Here is a 22560-nt window from a genome sequence, read left to right on the forward strand (position 1 = left end):
GTTTCTCCTTAGTCAATATATTTACCATTAATAATATCCATTAAATAAGCACCATACTGGTTTTTCTTTAATGGTTCATAAGCTTCTAATAAGTCGTCTCTAGAAATCCAGCCATTCTTATAAGCGATTTCTTCAAGACAGGCAATCTTACGATGCTGATGCGTTTCAATTGTTTTCACAAAGTTGGTCGCATCAACAAGGGATTCATGTGTCCCCGTATCAAGCCAAGTGAAGCCTTGCCCTAATAATTCTACATTGAGCTGACCTTTTGTCAAATAGATGTTATTCAAGTCGGTGATTTCTAATTCACCACGGGCACTTGGTTTAATTGTTTTGGCATATTCTACGACGTTTTTGTCATAGAAATATAAACCAGTCACGGCATAGTTAGATTTAGGCTGCTGTGGTTTTTCTTCAATCGAAATAGCTTTGCCCTGATCATCAAACTCGACGATCCCGAATCTTTCTGGATCATCGACATAATAGCCAAAGACTGTTGCCCCTTCTTCGCGGCTAGCAGCATTTTGTAAACGTTTCGTTAACCCATGGCCATGGAAGATGTTGTCCCCTAATACTAAGGCACAGCTATCACCATTGATAAAGTCTTCCCCTAAGATGAAGGCCTGAGCTAATCCATCAGGTGATGGCTGAACCACATAGCTTAATTCAATACCAAACTGATGTCCATCGCCTAATAATTCTTCAAAACGAGGTAAATCACTTGGTGTAGAAATAATTAAGATTTCACGAATACCCGCCTGCATTAAGATACTTAATGGATAGTAGATCATTGGTTTGTCATAGATTGGTAATAATTGTTTGCTTGTTACACGTGTCAGTGGATATAATCTTGTACCACTGCCACCGGCTAAAATAATGCCCTTCATGTCTGTGTTTTCACTCCTTTTATTCTTTCCATACCTATATTTAAACCATGACGTTACGTAAGGGTCAATATTTTTCGCTATTCTTTTAAAAAAAGTCTCAATTTTATAAAAAATGCCCATCATTACGTAACAATTATCCCCATCAGTAATATTTGTTTCTCATCTCACTGACATTTTCTTTGCCATCTTCAACATAAGTCATATATTAAAGAGAGAAAAGAGGCGAATGGATCATATGAAACGAGAAATGAAAGAAAAAATGACAAATAACTTTCTAAAAACAGTATCGGCTTATGCTAATTATAATAATGGACAAATTATTTTTGGTATTGATGATGAGGGACATACCATTGGCATTGATAATCCTCAACAGTTTTGCCTCAATATTGCAAATAGTATCAACGATAACATTAAACCTGTCCCTGATTATGATTTGCAGGTCACTCCTCAAAATACAATTATTCTTGATGTTTATAAAGGTGATGAACCCCCTATTTTTATAATGGAAAAGCGTATAAGCGTCATGACTCTTCATCTATTCCTGTCAGTTCTTTAGAATTGCGACGCCTTTCATTAGAAGGCATGCACAAAGATTTTGAAGATTTACCTGCACGTAGCCAGGATCTAACATTTCACTTTTTAGAAACCCAGCTATGTCGTCATATCAATATTGAACATCTCAGCGAAGACGTTTTGAAAACACTAGGCCTTTATAATGGCACGACTTATAATATTGCGGCGGAATTATTATCAGATCAAAATAGTTTTCCAGGTGTTGATTGAATTAGATTTGGTGATTCTATTGATCAAATAGCATTCAGAAAGGCTTTTTCTCATACTTCTATTTTAAAGATTTTGGAAGATACAATTGAAGTTTTTAAAGAATACTATACTTATGATATTATTTCTGGCATGACCCGTAACTATATTGAACAAATTCCTGAAAAAGCATTTCGTGAAGCACTTGCAAATGCGATTGTACATAGAGAATGGGATCTTCCCTCTTCTGTACAGGTTGCCATGTATAAAGATCGTATAGAAATCACCTCACCGGGCGGACTTCCAGCGGTTCTTAGTCAATATGAATATTTAAATACGATGATTTCGAATCTAAGGAATCCCAAAATTGCAGACGTATTTTTAAAAATCGACTTGATTGAGAAATTGGACACAGGCGTTACACGTATTAAAGAAGCCTATAAACATTTTCAGCGTAAACCTCTATTCCAAGTCAATGAAAATTCAATTACAGTCACCTTACCACTCATCACACAAGCAAGCCATCAACGTGAATATCTGGTTATGAAGGAGCTTGAAAATAAAGACTTATGTTCAAGAAAAGAATGAGAACAAGTTACCGGTATGAAAACAGATCGCCTGATACGTCTGTTAAACAAAATGATTGATGATCATATCGTTGAAAAAGTAGGCAAAGGACGGGCCACAAAATATAAATTGAATAATTAATCCGAACTGAATCAGCTTTGTTTAATCATTTCTACAAATAAAGAGGCCCGCTTCTTTGGTGACATAGAAGAACTTATGGTTCTTCATTTTACTTTCTAAGAGTTTTCTAAAACCTTCATAATCTTTGGCTAAGTATTCTAACTGATTGCCATGACAGGAAATAATATAATTTGCAATCTCATTCATATCGGTGACTTCTAAGTGATCATCATAACGCTGTAAAGTTATATCATGAAAATAAGGTGCTAATATCTCTTCCCCGTTTTCAAGGCCAAAAAGATCATAAAGATTAACGGATGATAATGTAACTTTAGGATTGAATTCCTTGGTTAAATCACGGATTTCTTTCATATGATGACGCCCATAGGTCGAGACATAAAACAAGCCGCCCTTCTTTAAAGCACGTTTGATTTCCCGTAAAGCCTGAGGGATATCTTTAAGATAAAACATCACATGATTAGCGATGACAACATCAAAACTATGGTCTTTATAAGGAATATGGTGAGCATCAAACTGATGATAGGTAAACTGGGACAATCCTTTGAGATTCTCTTTTGCATCGTGAATCATCCCACTTGAGACATCGTTTAAGGTAATATCTAAGTCTTTACTTAAGTACTGTTCATTCATTTTCCATAAAGAGCCATTACCACAGCCAATTTCTAAAATCTTTTCCTGTCCTTGTAAGTGATATTCCTGATATAACCAGTTAAACCAATGGACTGGATTGACAGAATACTTCTCATGAAGACGGATTCTGATTTCTACATTCGTAGAATTCTTATACTGGTCTACAAGATCGTTTTCCATGGTTGATAAGTGAATCAGATTAAGAATAGCTTTCCAGTCGATTTCTTCTTTCGAGTCTAAAAGACTTTCAGTTTCTTTTAAAGATGTCTGCACCGCTTTGAGATGACTGATCTTCTGGGTGATTAATTTATTTTGGAGGGATAGGGATTCTTTTAAAGAATCCCTATCGGTTTTAATGGTCATAGAGAAGATTTCTTCCAGTGAAAAACCTAGATATTTTAAGGATAAAATTTGCTGGAGTTTGACAAAGTCATCATCACTATAAAGGCGATAACCTTTTGGTGTCATAGCTGATGGTTTGAGTAATCCCTTTTGATCATAATACCTGATCGTACGAATAGAGACATTGGCCATCTTCGCAAATTCTCCTGTTTTATAGTAACGCATACCCCTTCTCCTTTCTTATGCACATTTCCTGTTTTTGTATATAACCTTACTAACCGTTTTCATTTAAGGGAAAGGTATAATACGTTTTTTTGCCATTACCTTGTCTGATAATCTCCCCTGATGCAACGCAATGACGCAGTCCCCCTTCTATTGAACTCACACTTAAGGTTGGACATAAATCACGAATATCCTGTTTAGTGAACTGTTTTTCTTGTTTAGAAATAGCCTCTTTGACCATTTCTAATGCTGATGGCTTACTGCTCATAAAGGCTAAGGCATGTTCTAAATCCTGATAGGCTGACAAAATAATGCCTAACATATACTTTACAAAGGCCCATACATCTTCTTTTGCATCTTTTAAGGCTTGATCATAATCATCTAACTGGTTATAGACCTTATCCTCCAAAGAAATATAGTCCCCGATCATAAAGCCATTTTCTCTTAATAATAATGAGAGCAATAAAAAGCTCATACGGAAGTTCCCATCATTAAAAGGATAAATACATAAAAAGTCATAAATAAAGATTAACACTCTTAGTAAGGGATCATGAAGATCCTCACGATAATCTTTACATAAAGCCTCTAACATTGGTCCTGTTTCAAAGGGAGCACTTGGCATATCAATAGTTTCCCCCTGGTGATCACAAAGGGGATCATGCATAATCTTTGTTAAACCGGCAAAAGGGTTCTTCGTATAACGATAAAGCTGACGATGAATCTTTAAGATGGCCTTAGGAGTAATCTCAATATCTTTTCCCTGATCATGAATATAACGATACGCATCAATATACCCAAGCACTTCATGTTCATCCATATTATGAGTGACTTCCCCACCCATTAATATTTTCAGCTTAGGTTTACTGACTTTGATCTTTTCCATCAGATGCATACTTCTGATATTTTGCATCATCGTCCTCTCTTTCATTTTTTCTAGTTCCTCACTGCCCTGTTTCAAATACACTTCTAATCTTCCGACTTCACGATATATTTGGGTCAGTAAGCTTACTAACTCACGATCCCATAACATTTTGTCTATTTGTTTATAATCTATTAATTCCATACAATTTCCTCTTTCCCTTAAATTATAATATTTTTCAAGGCGATAGTCACTTTTAAATATCATAAAATGAATTATTACAAAATACGCAATGTTAGAAACAGTCAAAACATACAAAATACGCAAAGTTAGAAATGGTTAAATCATACGAAATACGCAAGGTTAGAAAAAGACGATAAGTATGCCTTGCTATGAAGGGAATAAACACACATAATAAAATTGAGGTGGTATTATGAGCTATCATTCGTTATATAAACTGTATTTTACTTTACCTGATGAAGGTAAAGACATCTATTCGCAGCGTTATCATAGTAATCAAACGATTCATATTCCTATCCAGATTGATCACTTTCCAGCATTTATATATCTAGATCCAGAAATTAATGACTCTATTCAACACATAACATCAACGAATATACAAGATGATGACTATAAAAAGGAAATCATGGCGAGTCACCTTATTGAAGGTATATTATGTCATGAAGATGATTTCTCACAAAAACGTTTTAATGGGTTTGTAAAACACTATAAGAATTTACAAGAAGGAAAAGCTATGAAAATCACCAATGTCTATGCATTAAGAAGATTATATGATGACTTGATTGTACCTGATCCGCATGACCTTCCTGATGGCAAGCTCTTCCGTAAAGAAGCAGTCACCATTTATAGTGGGAGTCAGGGTATTCATCAGGGATCTTACCCAGAATCACAAATCATTAAAGATCTCTCTCATGCCTTAACGATTCTTAATGATGAAAGTCTGCCGATACTTATGAGAGTGAGTCTCTTTCATTACTTACTAGGCTATATTCATCCCTTTTACGATGGTAATGGTCGTTTATCACGTTTTCTGACAAGCAATTACTTATGTGATGATAATCCCTCTCTTGCCTTATCCTTATCGCAACGTATTTACGCTCATAAAGAAGCATATTATAAAGCCTTTACGATTACGAACGATCCTCGTAATCGTGGTGATTTGACTTATTTTGTTTTATCATTTCTAAAACTGTTAAGCTAAAAAGGACTCGCTATGAGTCCTTGTGATAGCCATGTTGAGAAAGGAACCACTCAAGTTCATTTTCATCAGGATTGGCTTTAAGATGATAATCATTTTTATAAACAAGACTTAAGTTAGGGTTATAAGCAGGATCACCATTCATAATGAAATCGCCCCATTTATTTAATAAATAAGTGACTTCGCTATTAAAACGTTTGACCTTTTCTGGATTGTTTTCTTCACCACGTGATTTGGATTCAAAGTGATAGAGTCTAGCATATGGTGTATAAACAATACGGTAAGAGGCATGAATAATGCGTAAACAGAATTCAATATCGTTAAAAGCGACTTGTAAGTCTTCGGATAAACCGCCAACTTCATCATAGACTGATTTCTTAACGAGCATGCAGGCAGCGGTAACTGCAGAATAATCGCGAACACTTTGGATATAACCAAAGTATCCTAAATCATCCTGTGGATGATTGAGGAAGACATGACCTGCCATGCCTTCGATTCCTAAGACAACCCCAGCATGCTGGATGGTATGATCTGGATAGATTAATTGTGCCCCAACCGCGCCAACATCTTCACGCTGACAAATGCCCAACATTTCTTCTAAGAAGTTCGGTGTGATCACTTGCGTATCATTGTTTAATAAGAGAATGTAATCCCCTTGTGCAAAGGATTCGCCATAGTTATTAATAGCCGAATAATTGAATGGCTTTTCCCAGGTCACCACTTTGATAAATTCATATTGACTGGTTAATGTTTCATAATAATCAAAGACTTCTGGAGACGTTGAGTTATTTTCCACAATGATGATTTCAATGGCTTTATAAGTTGCAGAAAGCAAAGAATCAATACAGCGTTTTAAATCTTCTAAGTGATCCTTATTAGGAATAATAATAGAGACTAATGGCTGACCTTCTACTTCATAATGGGTGCGATACAGGCCCATTGCTCTTCCCATTTCTACTGTTGCTTTGATGCCTTTAGAAGCGTAAAAGTTTTCTAAAGCGCGTTTGCCGGCATCAAAAGCCCAGGTTTTGCTTTCCGCATTGGCGGCTGTGGACTGTTCATGGAAACGCCAATGATAGAGGATTTTAGGGATATGATAGATTTCTTCTGGTTTTAAATGAGCGACACAGCGTAAGACAAAGTCATAATCCTGAGCACCATCATAATTATGATCAAAAGCACCAATGGTATCAATGACCGTTTTCTTGACGACTAAGAAATGACAGATATAGTTAACACTCGTTAATAAGTCAAAGTTAAAGTCTGGTTTGAAGTTTGGATTGAAGAAATGTGTGCCTTCTTCATCGACTTTATCTTCATCAGAATAGATCATTTGTGCATCGGGATGTTTATTAATAAGATTCACCATTTCATATAAAGCATTTGGTGTTAAGAGATCATCATGATCAAAGAAGCCAATATAATCACCCGTTGCTAACTTCATGGCCGCATTCATGTTTTCGGAAATGCCTTGATTACCATTTAAATAAGTATATTTGATTTTTTCATAGTGATGACTTTCGATATAATCTTTCACATCTTTATTGTCACTGCCATCCGCAATACATAATTCAAAGTTTTGGTATGTCTGATTTTCTACTGACTCAATCATATCTTTTAAGAATGTCAGCGGTGTATTATAAGTGGCCACAATCAAAGAAATCTTAGGGGAATTGTCAAAGACATGTTCTCTTTGTTTTTCTAATGTCTCTTCATCTGGTAAATGACCTTTAAGCCAGGTATCATAATTGACGTCATCACGATCTTTTAAAAACTTTTTAATGGCATGTTTTAAGCCTCTTTCTTTGATATAGACAAAAGGTTTTGCAATCCCATACGTTTGAATATATTTATAGACACGCATAATACTTGCTGGGGCTAAGATCTTAATGGTCTTCGGTTTGATTTCTTTTTTAATAGTAACTTCTTTAGTGGAAACACCATCATCAAATACTAAGGTATATTTCTTATTTTTCTCTCCTTTGAAGGTTAAGAAGAAGCCGCTATCCATTTGTTTTGATGAGACAATATGATTATTAACTAAGTCAACACGTGGTGTTCGCTTAAGTGATGAAGATATTTCGGTTGCGCCATCTAAGACTTTAACAGAAATATTATGACCTCTTGTCGAATAAGCATAACCACTTGCCTGGTTTTCATCGTTATAAACATATTTTTCTAGATGGATAAAGATATCTTCGTGAATCGTCATTTTATCGATTTCTTTTTGATGAATGTCTAAGATTTGTTCCATGTAATGATCATTTTTCACGATCACTTTTAAGTCGTGAGGATCACGACTTAAAGGAATGGTAATAGCGAAGCTATAGGCATTCTCTAAATCAATCTTGGGTTCAATGGTGGCATCAAAACCAACATAAACATGATTGACGTAGATTTCAAATTGAATATCTTCCGGAGAAACGACATAACCATAAAGTTCTATTGATTTTTCTTTCAGATCTTTATAGACCACATGGTCAAATGACCATGTAAAATGGGAATCCTGTTTCATAATAATCATCCTCTTATTTCAATAATATACATATATGTTTATACATTTTGAGATACTTGCACTTACGTCTAAGCATCAGATAATGATAAACAATGTGATTCATCAAACCTTTTCTATAATAATTGTAAATATCTTTCTTGGAGATTTCAAATCTTTTCATGGCGGACTGATAGTCTTGTCCTTCTAAGGAGTAATCCTGCTTTAAGATGGTAGATACATAAATAATCTTTTTATGTTTGGCTTTCATGTCTCTAATAAAGGCATGATCCACATAATCTAAGAAGTAAGATTCATCATAACGATAATCATTGAAGATCTCCCCTTTGATCATCATCCCCGTATTAATACCATTGATATGATCAGCTGTAATATCTTCTAAAGAAGAGGCTAAGACGCAGCGGTATTTGGTCATAATACTAGGTGATAACAAAGCTTGATTTTGATCATAAATAATAGGCAAGTAAATATCCGCATCACCATAAGCTTTTTCCATCGCCGCAAAATAGCTGTTATCAAAGGTTGTATCATCATCAAATAAAACAACGGCCTGTCCTTCTAATTGTCCCTTAAAGAGATCGATACCCGCATTATAAGCTTTTGATAAGCCCTGATTGCCATGCATCGATAAATAATGACAATGATCATGGATGCTAAATGATGCATTATGATAATCACGCGTACTGTTATCAATGAGAACTGCATGAATCTTTCCCTGTTTATAAGCATCCGTCGCAAACAGACTCTTGATGCTTGAAGAATCCTGATAATGTTTATTATAAATGACAATCAGCGTGTAAAATTGCATAGTATCTCCTTAAAATTTGTTTAAGCGAATGGCTAAACGAATGCGTTTATTGATATTACTGTAAGGGGTCTTTAATAAGGGATCATGTAATAAATACCTCTTAGAAGCTTTATTGGTGGGATAATCACTGAAGGCTTTGATTAAAGGCATCGCTTCAGGCGTGATCAGATCACTGTAACCCTGTAATAATTCTAACGCAATGTTTTGTCTGATGCGCACATGATCACCAAAAGCTTCTTTTAACTGGCCCAATAGTTTTTTGAGTTTTGGCTCTTTATAGCCTAAAACATTATCGCCATGCTGGCGATAATTAATATAAGCATGATCATCTATATAGACAAAGCCGCCAATGGCATAAGTAACACGAGTGATCCAGGAATCATGCATTTTAATAAAGGATGGAGTATAGCGCTGCATCACCTTTAAAAGGGCATCATTAAAGACCTGGGTACAGCCGGTCGCTTCATTTTTGATCATCGCATTTTCTAAAGTATGATACGTATTGACCGGTTTGGTTTCTATATAATGAAGATTTTCATCGACTATTTTTGTGGCGGACATATAAAGAGCTGGTTCTTTATGATCTTTTAAGGCGTTGATAGCCATCATGAGTTTATCATCATCCCAGACATCATCCTGATCACAGAAAGCATAATAATCAGCCTCTCCGGCTTGGCTGATCAAATGCATGAAGGAGCGGGCTGGTTTAAGGTTTTCACCCTGGTAATAGGTTAAATCATGGGATAAGCTCCATGCATGTAAAATGTCGATGGTGGCATCTGTGCTGCCATCATCACGCACTAATACGCACACATCGACATCTTTCTGATTGAAAAGACTTTTGAGCTGTGGCTCTAAATAACGTTCCCCATTATAGGTCGACATTAAGACTTGTACTTTCATATTACTCCTTTAGAAATAGCTTTTCATATTCAGTGACAATATAATCCCAGCTATAAGCTATGTTGATCCGCTGCTTTGCTTTTTGGCCTAACGTTTCAATTTGCGTTGGGGTTAGCTTCTCTGCTTCATCAATCAGATGCGCTAAGTTACCATCCTCTAAGTTCCAGTATAAAGCGGCTTCTTCAGCGACTTCTTTATTGAAACCAACATCTAATAAAAGATTGACTTTGGTGGAGCCTAAAGCTTCTAACAGACTTGGGTTCGTACCGCCAACACTATGACCATGGAAATAACCATAGGCATTTTCACGAATCTTTTTGAGTAATTCTGAGTTATAGACCGTCCCGACAAATTTGATACGGGGATCGGTTTCAAAGTGTAAACGATTCTCTAAGTCTCTTAAGAACTTATCATTGGCAGTCGTAATAATCGCGAGGGAACGTGTTGAATGAGACTTCATGAATTCTCTAATAATCGTTTCAAAGTTGTTTTCTGGGACAAAACGGCCAACGATCAAATAATAATCATTCACTCTTAAATGACGTTCTTCTAACCATTTATGGAAGTTAGGATCATCATCCGCTAAGGTTGATGGCGAAGTTTCTGAACCATAGGCAATGAATGTGGTCTTAGGATGAAACTCACTATATTCTTCATGAATATAGCTTTCAATGTTTTTAGAATCGCAGACAAGTAAATCGGCATGTTTCACCATCAGCTTCTCAGAATACTTCCAGTATTTACGAATAGCTTTATTCCATTTAGCGCGCATCCATTCATGGCCATCAGGATTGACGTATAATTCACCGCCTAATGCTTCAATCTGTTTTTTGTAGTGATGAATAAATGGTCCAATACGGCAGGCTAAGATATAAATAATAGGATGTTCGATATCGCGTTCTTTAATGTATTGAATACATCTTTTTAACGCCGCAATATCATAATATACCGCTTTAGCGGGACCGATTTGTGGCACAAAGACGTTAAAACATTTGGCATCGTTATACATAAAACGACCATTACGGTTACTCAAACAGGCCACGTGATAGGTAATATCCTGACTTTTACGATAAGCGGTCAGCTTTTCTACAAAGGTTTCAAAACCGCCATAAGAAGCAGGGATACCCTTGGAACCGATAATAAAAACCTGTCTTTTCTTTGTACTATAATCAGGGTTACTTTTATGCAGTTGTAATTCTTCTACGTTTTTATTATTAATAATCATAAGAATATCCTTTATTAACGAGCACCTTTTTTAGTAAAAGTGGCCTGAAACGTTTTAAATATCACAATAATGTCAAGCCAAAGGTTCCAGTTTTTATAATAGTAAACATCTAACTTCATACGTTCTTTAAAGCCGAGATCACTGCGGCCATTGGCCTGCCACATGCCAGTTATACCTGGTTTAGAGCGGATAATAACATCATAGTCATCACCCATTTCTGCTTTTTCACCTGGTAAATACGGACGTGGACCAACTAGGCTCATTTCTCCTTTTAAAACATTAAAGAACTGAGGAAATTCATCGATCGAACTGCGTCGTAATGATTTCCCCGTTGGGGTGACGCGAGGATCATAACGTAATTTTTTATGTTTATGATACTCTTCCCTAATGTCTTTATTGACTTTCATCATTTCCTCTAGCTTTTCTTCTGCATGTGGGATCATTGTTCTAAACTTATAAATGGTAATCGTTTTCCCACGAAAACCAATACGTTTCTGTTTAAAGATAATCGGATCATGATCACCATGTCTGATATAAGAGATCTTCACAAAGATCGCCATAATGGCGGTTATAAGGCAGCCAATTAAAGAAATCAGAATATCGAAGAAACGCTTCCAGAAACGATCAAAAACACTTGGGGTATCTTTTGAGGTACTGATTAAGAGAATCCCATCAAAATCCTGTACTTCCGAAGAGAAGTTGACTAAGTTATAGTCTTCCGGCATATATTTGACAGAATCCACTAATTTAGCGGAACGCTCTAAGATCGTATTGAGATCTTTCCCTGAGAGTTCAGGTTCCCCGATGACGATCTGATCGATATCATTTTCTTTGATGACCACATCAAAGTTCTTATAGTCAAAGACATGATGGGCATCACGGTTATAAAATAACTCTTCAGACATTTCATACTGTTCTTGGAAATAGTGGGGATCATTGAGATCAATGAAACCTACGACTTCGGTTATAGCGAATTTATTATCATTGACAATACAGCCATAACGATAAGCTGTTTCACTGGTACCCACTACTAAAGTCTTCTTACTTAAGACACTTCTAAAGACCACGCGTAAGAAGTAAGAAACAAACAAATCGACAAAGAACATAATCGTTGATAAGAAGATTAAATAACGTCTTGGCACCCCTTCAAATGTGGAAGGCATAATAATCGCAAAGGTGATCATATAAAGAATCGTTGCGAGAAAAACTTTACGAATTTCATCCCAAATAAGGGAATCTTTGATACTGTAATGTCCCATGACGAATAAGTAGATAATATAAAGACCTAAGTCCTGTCTAAACATTGGCGGATTTAAATGCCATGCTGTATAAATTAAATAAAATACCAAACACTCGATAATCACGAGGATCAACGAGAGGATTTTTTTACTTCTCATATAAGAACCTCCGTTTGCCTTTTTATTATAACCTTGCCTATCGTTATTTACAAATATATTTCATTAATGGCTCATATAAGGCGCTGACTTCTTATATTTTTTTGGCCAGTTATAGGAAGAAGTGTAGACCCACATGGCATCCTGCCATGAATGAAGCGTGCCGGCTGCGACACTGATTTCCTTTTGACCATCACGTTTATAATGAATATAAGTGAGATACGGATCACTGTGATCATAAGTCGCCGGCGTATCAATATATTTATAGACATCATAAACGGGTTTAGGCTGGTTCTTTTCATCTAAGAGACCACATGATAAGCCAACTTTCGTTTCATCCTGATGATCTTTAAGGCGATAAAAGTTAAAACTCTTAATAAAGGATAACTGTGAGGCTTTATAGTAAGCCTGAGCAACGCTAGCTGCCTGCTGGTTTTGGCTTTCTTTTGTATTTGAACCTGATGAAGGTCCCCCTTCGGTTAAGTAAACAGAGCGCATCTGCCCTTTATACTTGAGGCTGTTTTGATCTAAATATTCACCTAATACCTCTAAGTTAGAGAAGGTAATAATCTTTGAAGTATTATAATCTCCCGTCAAATTGCCCGTCTCCACATCACTGCCGGCATAATTGCTTTTGGTATTAATGGCACTATATAAATGCGGCGCAATAGCCCAGTCGTAGGCCCCACGAGCATTGGTATAATGCGCTAACCAATCGAGCATTTCTTTAGGTTTGAGACAATAGCCATAAGCCGCTGCATCTACTTCACTCTGTGCAGCATTCCACATATGGGTAAAAGGCACAACAACCTGTGCATTCGCTGCATATTTTTTCACTGCTAAGTTGCTTAAACGTAAGGTTCTTTCATATTCTTCCATATAGGTATTGAGATCATGACAGTTATAGAAATAATAAGTGGAATCAATCTCATTTGAGATGACATAATTGGAAATATAGCCCTGCTGAGCATTTTGCGAATAACGCTTGGCAAGAAATTCCATCGTCGCAATAAGGTACTCACGTCCTAGATCATTAGCTGTATTTGTCCCCATCAGAGTATTGCTGACAGGGGAATCATACTTAAGGGCGTCAGGATAAGTGGTATAATAGCCGCCGCTTTTCCAGGCCGCGATAATAGCAATGACATTCATATGACGTTTGGAAGCTTCCTGAACATACTTATCATATTCACTTACTGCGTCTTTATGGAAATAGTACATTTTTCCATTCACTTTCATCGATATAGCATCATTAGGAATCATCATCGTTTTTCCATTGACTGGTTCGTTAGAATAAATGAGCTCTGAAATCGCAATATTAATAGTAATGGACTTCACGTTTAAGTCGTCAGCATATTTGAATTCATTTTCCCGATCTGCATCCGCAAACATCCCTTTGATCGTACTTTGTTTAAAACGAACATTCTGATTTTCTGATAAGATGTCTGTAGCATAGACCGGGCCATAAAGAATAGTGTTTTCATAAATAACATAATATTTATAATATAACGCATCATAGCCGTTTGTATAACGATCAATCGTAAAGGTTCTATTTGTCCCACAGCGATAACGACCAATGAAGGTTCCCTGACTTTTCACACTACTGCTTATACCCCTTATTGTATCAGTAGAATAATAGTCATTGGCATGATAGGCATATACATAGGCATGACCGCTCACACCTAACCGATGAAGGGAAATCACTACCTGATTTTTTGTGACTGATACGATCATTGGATGATTAGAACCCTGAGATTTATTCTGATAAAGATAAAGACTTGAGAAAACAAGTGTAATCATGAGTAATACAATTGCTAATTTTTTCTTCATAATAGCACTCCTTTCTTCCCATCATCTCATAGGGACTGCAAATAAACCCAAACATTTTTCCTTTTCTTGACGCTATTCTACGCAAAAAAGCAGAAATCGTCAAATCAGCAATTCTGCCTTTCATTCTGATTATAAACATAGAAATTATTGCAAATGCAATGGCCTTTACAAAAAATAATATTAGCAATATCTTCCCACTTAGCTGTTACGTTGACCGATGGATTTACCTTCTTATTTAACGAAAGAAGTTTTTTGTCGGTTACCGACCGGATGATTTTTTTAGCGATTGTTTTTAAGGTAAAGTGTATAACTTTGCTCTTTTGTAATCTTCTTTGATTTTACCGACAATAGTAGCGATGCAGCAGATACTGGATTTGTGAAAAGCAGAGATAACCCTGTGATTGATAATTGAATAGAATGTGCATCTTTACAAATATCCAAAATAATATAAAACAGGACGATCAGGTCCTGTTACTGCAGTTCATATTTTCCATTTACATAGTTCCAATTATTAGAAATATTCTCGTTGGTATTGTCACCATAATTCACAAGATATCTTGCAATGTTTTTGCCTTTATTGTTTTGACATGTGACACCATTGATATTCAAGAGTTCAATGGCATCGCCTCGTACTTTGTTGAAGGTATTATTTTTGATTGTAAAGTTCTTATGTTTGTATTTTAAGTATTGTGGTTCATTATAATGGGTGCCGATGCCTGATAATACATTGGTTAATTAACAGTTGGTAACGGTAATATTCTCGCAGGTCGTATGGTCATAGGGAATGGTCGTCCCCTGCCCTTTAATGGCTGAATCAAATGCGATGGCTAGACCGCCAATGAGGTTTTGTTTTCTCTTTGTCCCTTTATAGAAGTAATGATGAGAGATATTGACATGATCAATCTTTGCATTCTTGACAGCATTGACTTCAATCATATGCATTCCCGAAAAGTTCTTCCAGGTCATATTTTTGATTGTCAGATTATGTCCATGATCAATTTCAATGCCTTTATGATAGTTGGTCGCATTATCCTTATGAATTTGACCATCCCAAATACCGCCTTCGATGACGACCTTACTAAAGCCGGTATAGCCCTTCTTTAAGGGATGGAAGACAATAAAGGCATTTTCAGGATGCTTCGCAAAGAATTTCTTTTTCATAACGGTTTTGGCACTGGCTTTTAAAGTGATGTTACGGCGCAGATAGATCTGTTGGGAATAGAAGGTTCCTTTCGGAATCGTCACCGTAGCCCCGCTTGGTGCACTATCAATTGCTCTTTGAATGGCATAGGTGTCATCTTTCTTGTCATTTGCTTTAGCGCCAAAGCTTGTAACGGAAATGTTTTTGGCACTTACCGGCATACTCATCATTGCCGAAACAAGTAGTGAAGCCGTTATTACTGGTATATATTTCTTCATAAATATATCCTCCATCTTTGTTTGTTTTATCACTACACGCGTAAAAAAGGAATGCCATGTAAATGACATTCCCAGTATTATTCTCTTATTATTTAGATTGATGTGTTAAGCCTCTAGAATTTGGGCGTTTATATGATTTGAAAGCATAAATTGATTTAGTATTTTTGTAATATTTATTCCTCAGCTTATTATAGTTTCCCTTTGTACCTTTCAAACGATAACCATTTTCTCTTAATTCGTAGTCCCCAGGTGCGTTATCAAAATAGGCTTTTTCATAAAGCTTTTTATTTTTAATGCCTAGTGCCTGAATTTCTTGATATCCACCGCTACCCCATAAGTGACCTTCTGAAATCCAGCAATTCCTTGCTTTATTAATTCTCGTAGGAACGGTAAATTGAGAATTAAGAATCACAGCTTTTCCATTCCTATACGTTGCCACAAAGTTAAAACCTTTCCAATTGCCTTTTCCAAGTAAGAAAAGTTCTGGAGTGCCATCTTTATTTAAATCATAAGTGAAATAGCGTCCAACATTAATCTTTTCTTCCATGTATTTCTCATAATAGCTGATTTGATTCTTTAAAGCACCATGGGGATTGTTGATAACCTTGGCATAAGCGCTAGTATAACCACTCGCATAAACAGGTGATGTTCCCACAAATAATAAAGATGATGTCATTAAGGCAGATAATAATTTCTTCATAGTTAATCCTCCTCTTCTTTCTTATCTCCTTATACCATCATTATAGCACCGCTTTTTTCAATCTCGCCAAAAACGACATATCCTTGCAAAAAAGGAATGCCATATAAATGACATTCCCTCGAATCATTAACGTTTAGTGATCTTTTTCCAAGACCATTTCTTATTCCAGTTAAATGAAGTACTATAAACATTCATAGCTGACTTCCAAGACGTTGCTTTTTTAGCTGAACCTTTTCCATTGCGCTTATAAGAAATGTATTTCAGATAACCTTTTGTCCAGGCTGAAGAACTCTTTGTATCAATGTGCTTATAGACCTTGTAAGCTGGTTTCTGAGAACCATTTGATTTAAGTAAGCCAACTGATAAACCATTCTTTGCTTCTGAAGCCTCATCTTTTAAACGATAGTAGTTGAATGATTTAATGAATGGTAAATGAGCGACTTTATAATATTCATAAGCGACTGTCGCCGCCTGATATTTAAGATTCTTTGTCGAGATCTTACCAGAAGAAGCACCTGATTCTGTTAAGTATACACTTCTCTGTTTACCATTATACTTAATTGTATTTAAGTAACTGCTTAAGACTTCTAAATTAGTAAATGTTAATTCTTTCGTTGTCTTATAGTTACCTGTTAATACACCCATTGAACTATCAGATAATGTCTGCTGTGCTTTTGTATTGACAACGCCGTAGCAGTGTGGTGCTAAAGCCCAGTCATAGTTCCCCTGTGCTTTTGATGTTTTAGCTAACCAGTTGGTCATCTTTAATGGTGCGAAAGATGGACCAGGACATTCTTTGAAGACCTGACCGGCACTCTTTGCCCAGTAATGTGTATATGGTACAGCAACTTTCACATTACCTGCATATTTCTTAATAGCTAAGTTAGATAAACGTAAAGCTCTTGAATATTCTTCCATGAACTTATTGAAGTTGCTTGTATTATACCAATAATGTGTAAAGTCAATTTCATTACCTAATACATAAGTACTGATATAACCATTGGCTTTAGACTGAGAATAACGATGAGCTAAGAATTCGATCATCGCAATAAAGTCATCACGACCAGTAGCATTAGATGTGTTCTGACCCATTGTGATCGTACTCTTAGGTGAGTTATATCGTAATGCTTTCGCATAAGTATTGTAGTTTTTATTTGTCCAGGCAATTAAAATACCAATGACATTCATCTTTGCGGCTGAAGCTTTCTGGATCACAGAATCATAATAGTTAACAGCACTGGTATTAAAATAATACGTCTGTCCATTCACCTGATATGGTGTTGCATCAGCCGGAGCAACGCTCTTAGAAGCATACATCAATGTGCCTAAATCAATGTTTAATGTAATTGATGAAACACCTAAATCTTTGGCATATTTGATATTAGATGCATCACCTTCTGTATAGAGACCTTTCACTGATTTCTGAGTGAAACCGATGCTCTTTTTAGCAGAGGCAATAGAAGTCGCATAGATTGGTCCTTTCACAATCGTATTACCATTTAATAAATAATACTTGTTATATAAACCATCACGACCATTGGCATCATAACGATTCACTGTAATCGTTTTAGACTGACCTTTGCTTACTTTTCCTAAAGCTGTTCCTTTTGTTTTTACTGATTTGGATACACCTCTAGTGGTATCCTTTTTCGCATATTCATTGGCAGAATAAGCATAAAGTGTCCCACTTTTTTTAGCTTTGGTGATCTTAATCTTGATCTTACTTGCGGTAACGCTGACACTCATAGTGTTACTTGCAGCGGAAACATTCTTCACTGGATTAGCGAAGACAACAGATAAGATCATTGAAAAAGCAATCACAAAAAATAGATTTTTCTTTTTCATAAACGTTCTCCTTCTTTCATTAATCTATCCGCCTCAAGTATACCTCGAGAACAAACCGCATTCAAGTTTCATTCCTGATCCTTTGAGGTTGACTTAAGTCATCACTGCATAGTACTTTTCACTGCCACATAACTTTCAGTCCCATCATTCGCACTTCTGAAAGTGGAAACGATAAAGTTTTTATAGACTAGTAAGCCATCATCCCCTGTTCCAAAACAGCTACTATGATAACTTGTCGATAAAGGCTCGCCAATCAGTCGCTTAAGGGTTGCAATTGGCGTTGCAGACGTTGCGGCCTTTCTTAACAGATTTGTTAAAACACCGTCATAATGACCTTGACCATCAAATGCATAGAACATATTATTATAAGCCGCAATACCCGTTACAGCCATGCCATTGTCATAATAGAGTTTCTTCTTTTTCTCATCCCATTTGACAATACGAGTCGGCTTTTTGGTTTTGACCGCCTTCATCTGGGGAGCTTTCATTAGTTTCAGCTTTTTCACCTTGTCTTTAAGTTTGATGGCAAAGCCATCGGCTTTATTAGGCTGATAAAAAGTCTTGCCAATCACAACATAGTTGGTCTTTTTGTGTAAAGCAATGGTAATTTTCTTTTGTCCAAGAGCATAAGCAAGATACGCAAATGCACAAACTTTTGCATCTCGACTATTCTTACCATTAAAGAAATCAACGGCCACTAATGCCGGATTCGTTTTATTAAATGTATAGGTTCGCGCTTTCTTTTTACTTTTATATTTCACTATCTGATCGAAATAATGCTGGAGACGTTTTTTACCTTTATAAGGATGCTTTTTAAGATATTCTTTAGCATAGAAAAGAGCTACCATCTTTTCTCCTTCTTTTGTGGCAATCAGCTGGGTATCCTGATTATAATAGCGACCATTAAGCTTATACATAATCAGTTTGCCTTTTTGATCTGCATAATAAGTATATTTATTTTTCTTATAGATTCCCTTTCGCAAAGCCCCGGTATCTTTATCAAAGCAGTAATAAACATTGCCAATCTGATAGAGACCCTTCACGATAATCCCATTGACATAATAGTAACGATGTTTCTTCTCATTAATCCAGCCATTTTTGGGGGCAACGGAAGGATTTGATAAATCCGCAAAGCTATCGCCCACATCCATAGTAATATCGGCCTGCTCTAAAACTTTATAAGCAATGTATTTCATCCCCTGATCATTAGGATGCAAAGCCACATCCTTACGCGTAATTGTATAAGAGTTGCCATCCTTATCATAAAGGATACCACCAATTTTATTCATATAATTGGGATTTTTCGTGATTTGATGTAATGAAGCAATATGACAATTCATATCTCTTGCCACATTGTTTAAGATCGTTGTACTCTTTTCAGGAATACTCATATCACGATAATGGAAATCGGCTAAGAAATCCATTACCAGAACCACTGTCGCCTGAGGATTATACTGTTTCACCACACTGACAAAATGACGTAAGTTTTCCTCATACACATCGAGGAGTTTTTTATTTCCGATCTGATCTGTATTTTCAATAACCACTAAATTATATGGATGGTTTTGACTCAGCTCTTTAACCTCTGTTTCATCCACTTGTAACATGCCTGTATTGGTTTGCCAGTAGATGTTCTTAACGTCATAGTTAACCTCATCATAGTGTTTCTTAAGTTCATTTTGAACCTGATGGACCCAGTCCATCTCTGCCGTAGAAGCCCCCATACCACAGTTATTGTACCAGACTAGCGGAGTATAAGGCGTTTAGGTGATACTATCCCCTAATGCTAAAAAACGATATGTGCTTTGGGCATGCACAACCTGTAATGTGCTTACGCACATCAGCAGACTGACCATGAACGATATTAATTTCTTCATAAGTTTCTTCCTTTCATTATAAATTCAAAGCGTTTACATAAAAAGATCAAGAGAACGGCTACCTTAAAGATAACCTTTATTTAACGATAATCGTTACTTTTCTCGTAATATGGTGAGCTGTTGCATAAACAGTTGTCCGTCCTTTTTTCAAGGCATGGATTTTCCCCTTCTTAATCCGCACGATCTTTTTATTTTTAACCTTCCATTTAATCTTTGTCTTCGGTTTATTCACCTTCACTTTGATTTTTGCTGTTTTGTGTTTCCGTAAAACAATCTTTTTCTTGGTGAGTTTAAACCGTGGTTTCTTGACCAAATAATATAACGTATACTTCTTTTTCTTAGAAACAGCTTTAATCGTCACTTTTCCAGTTTTCTTAAAGGTGATGATACCTTTTTTACTCACTTTCGCAATCTTTTTATTGCTGGTTTTATACTTATATTTTCCCTTATAGCGCAGTTTTACCTTTTGTCCTATATAAACTGTTTTCCGTTTGACTTTCTTCTTTTTCTTTTTTGTCTTCTTCTTTGCTACTTTTAAGACGGGGAGCGTTTCATCTTTGATCCAGGCCCGACAGTGAATACAGCGATAACGCTTAATCCCTATCATTGTCGTGGTTGGGGCGACCACGACTTCTCCCGCATCGCTATCATGAGCAGCATCGGAAGCCGCATTATAAAGTGTTGTATTAATAGCAGACTGCTGAGACTTTTTCACAATATTGAAGAAGTTCCACTGTTTACTCCAATCCATAGCATTATCATAAACAGTCATAACATCCTTCCAGCCTTCAACAGAGAACTTTTCGGTATTCATCTGTTTTGTCCCGTTTTTATAATAATTGATTTCTTTGAGATAAGGATCCGCCACTTCTAGTGTTGAAGGGGTATCAATAGCTTTAAAGACATCATAAATAGGTTTCTTAACGCCCTGATCATTGATTAAGCCAACACATAAATGTTTCTTCGTCTCATCCGCATGATCATAAAGACGATAATAATTATAGCTTTTCACAAATGGCAGCATTGCACATTTATAATAAGTCTGAATAAAGGAAGCAGCCTGTTTATTCAAATTCTCCGTGGAATTATCATCTGAAGAAACACCTGATTCAGTTAAATAAATCGAACGCATATGCCCCTGATATTTTAATAAATCCTGAGATAAATAATCCTGTAAAAGTTCCATATTGCTGTAGGTAAGATGCTCAGTGCTATGAATATCCCCATTAATGGCGCCATAGCGGACATCCGTATAGGCAATATTACTTTTAGCATTCATCGAACCATACACATGGGGGGCTAAGTTCCAGTTAAAATCTCCCTGTTCTTTTGATACTTTAGCAAGCCAATTGATCATATCATAAGGTTTTAAACTTGCCCCGCTGTTTTCTTTTCCAAGCTTCTTTTCATCACCACACCAGTAATGCGTAAAAGGGACAACAACATCCGTATCGGAGGCATATTTACCTATGGCTAAGGAAGCTAGACGAAGAGCTCGGCTATATTCTTCCATAAAGGTATTTAAGTTATCGCAGTTATAGAAATAAGGCGTAAAGTCTATTTCATTGCCAATTATGTAACTTTGAATCAAACCATGAGATTCATCCTGAGAGTAGCGCTGAGCAAGAAATTCCATCATAGCCAGATAATCATCTAATCCTTCGGTATTGGATGTATTTGTGCCAATAACTGCAGCTTTATGACCATTATAAATGAGTTCATCTGGATAACGTGTACCATTTTGATTCCAGGCAGCAATGACAGCCATCACATTCATGTGATTGGTGCTAGCGGGAACAATACGGCGATCTAACTTATTCACATAGGTAGTATCAAAATAATAGGTCTTCCCTTGACTTTGAAAAGAAATGGCACCTTCATGAGAAGCAGCGAATAACTCTGCTAAGTCAATATTAACCGTAATCGAGGAAACACCTAAATCTTTTGCAGCATCAACATTTTCAAGATCTTCATTAAAGAGACCTTTAATAGAATCCTGAGCAAAGGCAATATTATGAGAAGGATCCTGTCCATTCACATAAATAGGGCCGGCAAGAATAGTGCCATTATTCATCAGATAGTATTTATCATAAAGGTGATCCTTTCCCGCTTGTGTACGTTCTCGATAGAAATGCGCATCGCCACCCGTATAGTCACCTACTTTTGCGCAGCCATCATCTTTCTTACTGATGCCTTTCATAGCATCACCAGAGGGATAACTATTAGCAGGATACGCATACAGTGTACCTGGTAACTCATTAGTGATATGTATATCAATCTGTGACACATTAGCATAAGCGCTCATAGCAGGTGCTAGAGCAGATGCTTTATTTGTAAATAATGTAAGCAAGAGACATATTAAGACTCCCATAACCCCAAAACGTTTCATAAGTTTCCTCCAAAAAATAAAAATGGCCTTAT

The 22560-nt window shown here is 36.3% G+C and carries 18 protein-coding genes; 4 read left to right on the forward strand and 14 right to left on the reverse strand.

Annotated elements, in window-relative coordinates; genetic code table 11:
- Positions 1-8: 8 nt before the first annotated feature.
- Positions 9-887 (reverse strand): glucose-1-phosphate thymidylyltransferase RfbA, encoded by an 879-nt coding sequence (gene rfbA, locus SG0102_RS11360; RefSeq protein ID WP_125120034.1) that lies wholly within the window; start codon positions 885-887, stop codon positions 9-11.
- Positions 888-1122: 235 nt separating this feature from the next.
- On the opposite strand from rfbA, the gene SG0102_RS11365 reads away from it, so the two are divergent.
- The 3 genes from SG0102_RS11365 to SG0102_RS11375 all read left to right on the forward strand — a co-directional run bounded on the left by SG0102_RS11365 (position 1123) and on the right by SG0102_RS11375 (position 2234).
- Entirely contained in the window at positions 1123-1443 is a 321-nt protein-coding gene (locus SG0102_RS11365; protein WP_157983040.1) for an AlbA family DNA-binding domain-containing protein, read from the forward strand.
- 26 nt (positions 1444-1469) lie between these two features.
- Positions 1470-1670: a hypothetical protein gene (locus SG0102_RS11370; RefSeq protein WP_125120036.1), complete on the forward strand. Its 201-nt coding sequence runs from the start codon at positions 1470-1472 to the stop codon at positions 1668-1670.
- A 72-nt stretch (positions 1671-1742) separates the two neighbouring features.
- A complete protein-coding gene (locus tag SG0102_RS11375; protein WP_125120037.1) occupies positions 1743-2234 on the forward strand; it encodes an ATP-binding protein in 492 nt (163 codons plus the stop codon).
- 141 nt (positions 2235-2375) lie between these two features.
- Here SG0102_RS11375 and SG0102_RS11380 read toward each other — a convergent pair whose 3' ends face one another.
- The gene (locus tag SG0102_RS11380; RefSeq protein WP_125120038.1) at positions 2376-3551 is read right to left on the reverse strand and encodes a MerR family transcriptional regulator; all 1176 of its coding nucleotides are present in this window, start codon (positions 3549-3551) and stop codon (positions 2376-2378) included.
- Positions 3552-3600: 49 nt separating this feature from the next.
- Entirely contained in the window at positions 3601-4611 is a 1011-nt protein-coding gene (locus SG0102_RS11385) for a Fic family protein (protein ID WP_157983041.1), read from the reverse strand.
- A gap of 229 nt (positions 4612-4840) precedes the next feature.
- Between SG0102_RS11385 and SG0102_RS11390 the strand changes: the two genes are divergently transcribed.
- A complete protein-coding gene (locus SG0102_RS11390; protein ID WP_125120040.1) occupies positions 4841-5629 on the forward strand; it encodes a Fic family protein in 789 nt (262 codons plus the stop codon).
- 10 nt (positions 5630-5639) lie between these two features.
- Here the strand turns inward: SG0102_RS11390 and SG0102_RS11395 are convergent, their stop codons facing one another.
- The 11 genes from SG0102_RS11395 to SG0102_RS15605 all read right to left on the reverse strand — a co-directional run bounded on the left by SG0102_RS11395 (position 5640) and on the right by SG0102_RS15605 (position 22528).
- Positions 5640-8141, reverse strand: coding sequence for a glycosyltransferase family 2 protein (locus SG0102_RS11395; protein ID WP_162300204.1), 2502 nt, complete (start codon positions 8139-8141; stop codon positions 5640-5642).
- Positions 8142-8154: 13 nt separating this feature from the next.
- Positions 8155-8946: a glycosyltransferase gene (locus SG0102_RS11400; protein WP_125120042.1), complete on the reverse strand. Its 792-nt coding sequence runs from the start codon at positions 8944-8946 to the stop codon at positions 8155-8157.
- Between the two features lie 9 nt (positions 8947-8955).
- On the reverse strand, positions 8956-9849 hold the full coding sequence (locus SG0102_RS11405; RefSeq protein WP_125120043.1) for a glycosyltransferase: 894 nt from the start codon (positions 9847-9849) through the stop codon (positions 8956-8958).
- A 1-nt stretch (position 9850) separates the two neighbouring features.
- Complete coding sequence (cps2T, locus tag SG0102_RS11410) at positions 9851-11074, reverse strand: beta 1-4 rhamnosyltransferase Cps2T (RefSeq protein ID WP_125120044.1); 1224 nt, start codon at positions 11072-11074, stop codon at positions 9851-9853.
- Between the two features lie 14 nt (positions 11075-11088).
- Positions 11089-12471, reverse strand: a complete 1383-nt coding sequence (locus SG0102_RS11415; RefSeq protein ID WP_125120045.1) for an exopolysaccharide biosynthesis polyprenyl glycosylphosphotransferase — start codon at positions 12469-12471, stop codon at positions 11089-11091.
- A 63-nt stretch (positions 12472-12534) separates the two neighbouring features.
- Positions 12535-14298, reverse strand: a complete 1764-nt coding sequence (locus tag SG0102_RS11420; protein ID WP_125120046.1) for a DUF5722 domain-containing protein — start codon at positions 14296-14298, stop codon at positions 12535-12537.
- A 735-nt stretch (positions 14299-15033) separates the two neighbouring features.
- Positions 15034-15717, reverse strand: coding sequence for a glycosyl hydrolase family 28-related protein (locus tag SG0102_RS11425; protein WP_157983042.1), 684 nt, complete (start codon positions 15715-15717; stop codon positions 15034-15036).
- 88 nt (positions 15718-15805) lie between these two features.
- On the reverse strand, positions 15806-16417 hold the full coding sequence (locus tag SG0102_RS11430) for a hypothetical protein (protein ID WP_125120048.1): 612 nt from the start codon (positions 16415-16417) through the stop codon (positions 15806-15808).
- Between the two features lie 126 nt (positions 16418-16543).
- On the reverse strand, positions 16544-18262 hold the full coding sequence (locus SG0102_RS11435; protein ID WP_125120049.1) for a DUF5722 domain-containing protein: 1719 nt from the start codon (positions 18260-18262) through the stop codon (positions 16544-16546).
- Positions 18263-18363: 101 nt separating this feature from the next.
- The gene (locus SG0102_RS11440; RefSeq protein ID WP_125120050.1) at positions 18364-19986 is read right to left on the reverse strand and encodes an SGNH/GDSL hydrolase family protein; all 1623 of its coding nucleotides are present in this window, start codon (positions 19984-19986) and stop codon (positions 18364-18366) included.
- Positions 19987-20215: 229 nt separating this feature from the next.
- Complete coding sequence (locus SG0102_RS15605) at positions 20216-22528, reverse strand: DUF5722 domain-containing protein (RefSeq protein ID WP_197715037.1); 2313 nt, start codon at positions 22526-22528, stop codon at positions 20216-20218.
- Between the last annotated feature and the right edge of the window lie 32 nt (positions 22529-22560).

Origin of the sequence: Intestinibaculum porci, assembly GCF_003925875.1 — a bacterium.
GTDB classification, from domain to species: Bacteria; Bacillota_I; Bacilli_A; order Erysipelotrichales; family Coprobacillaceae; genus Intestinibaculum; species Intestinibaculum porci.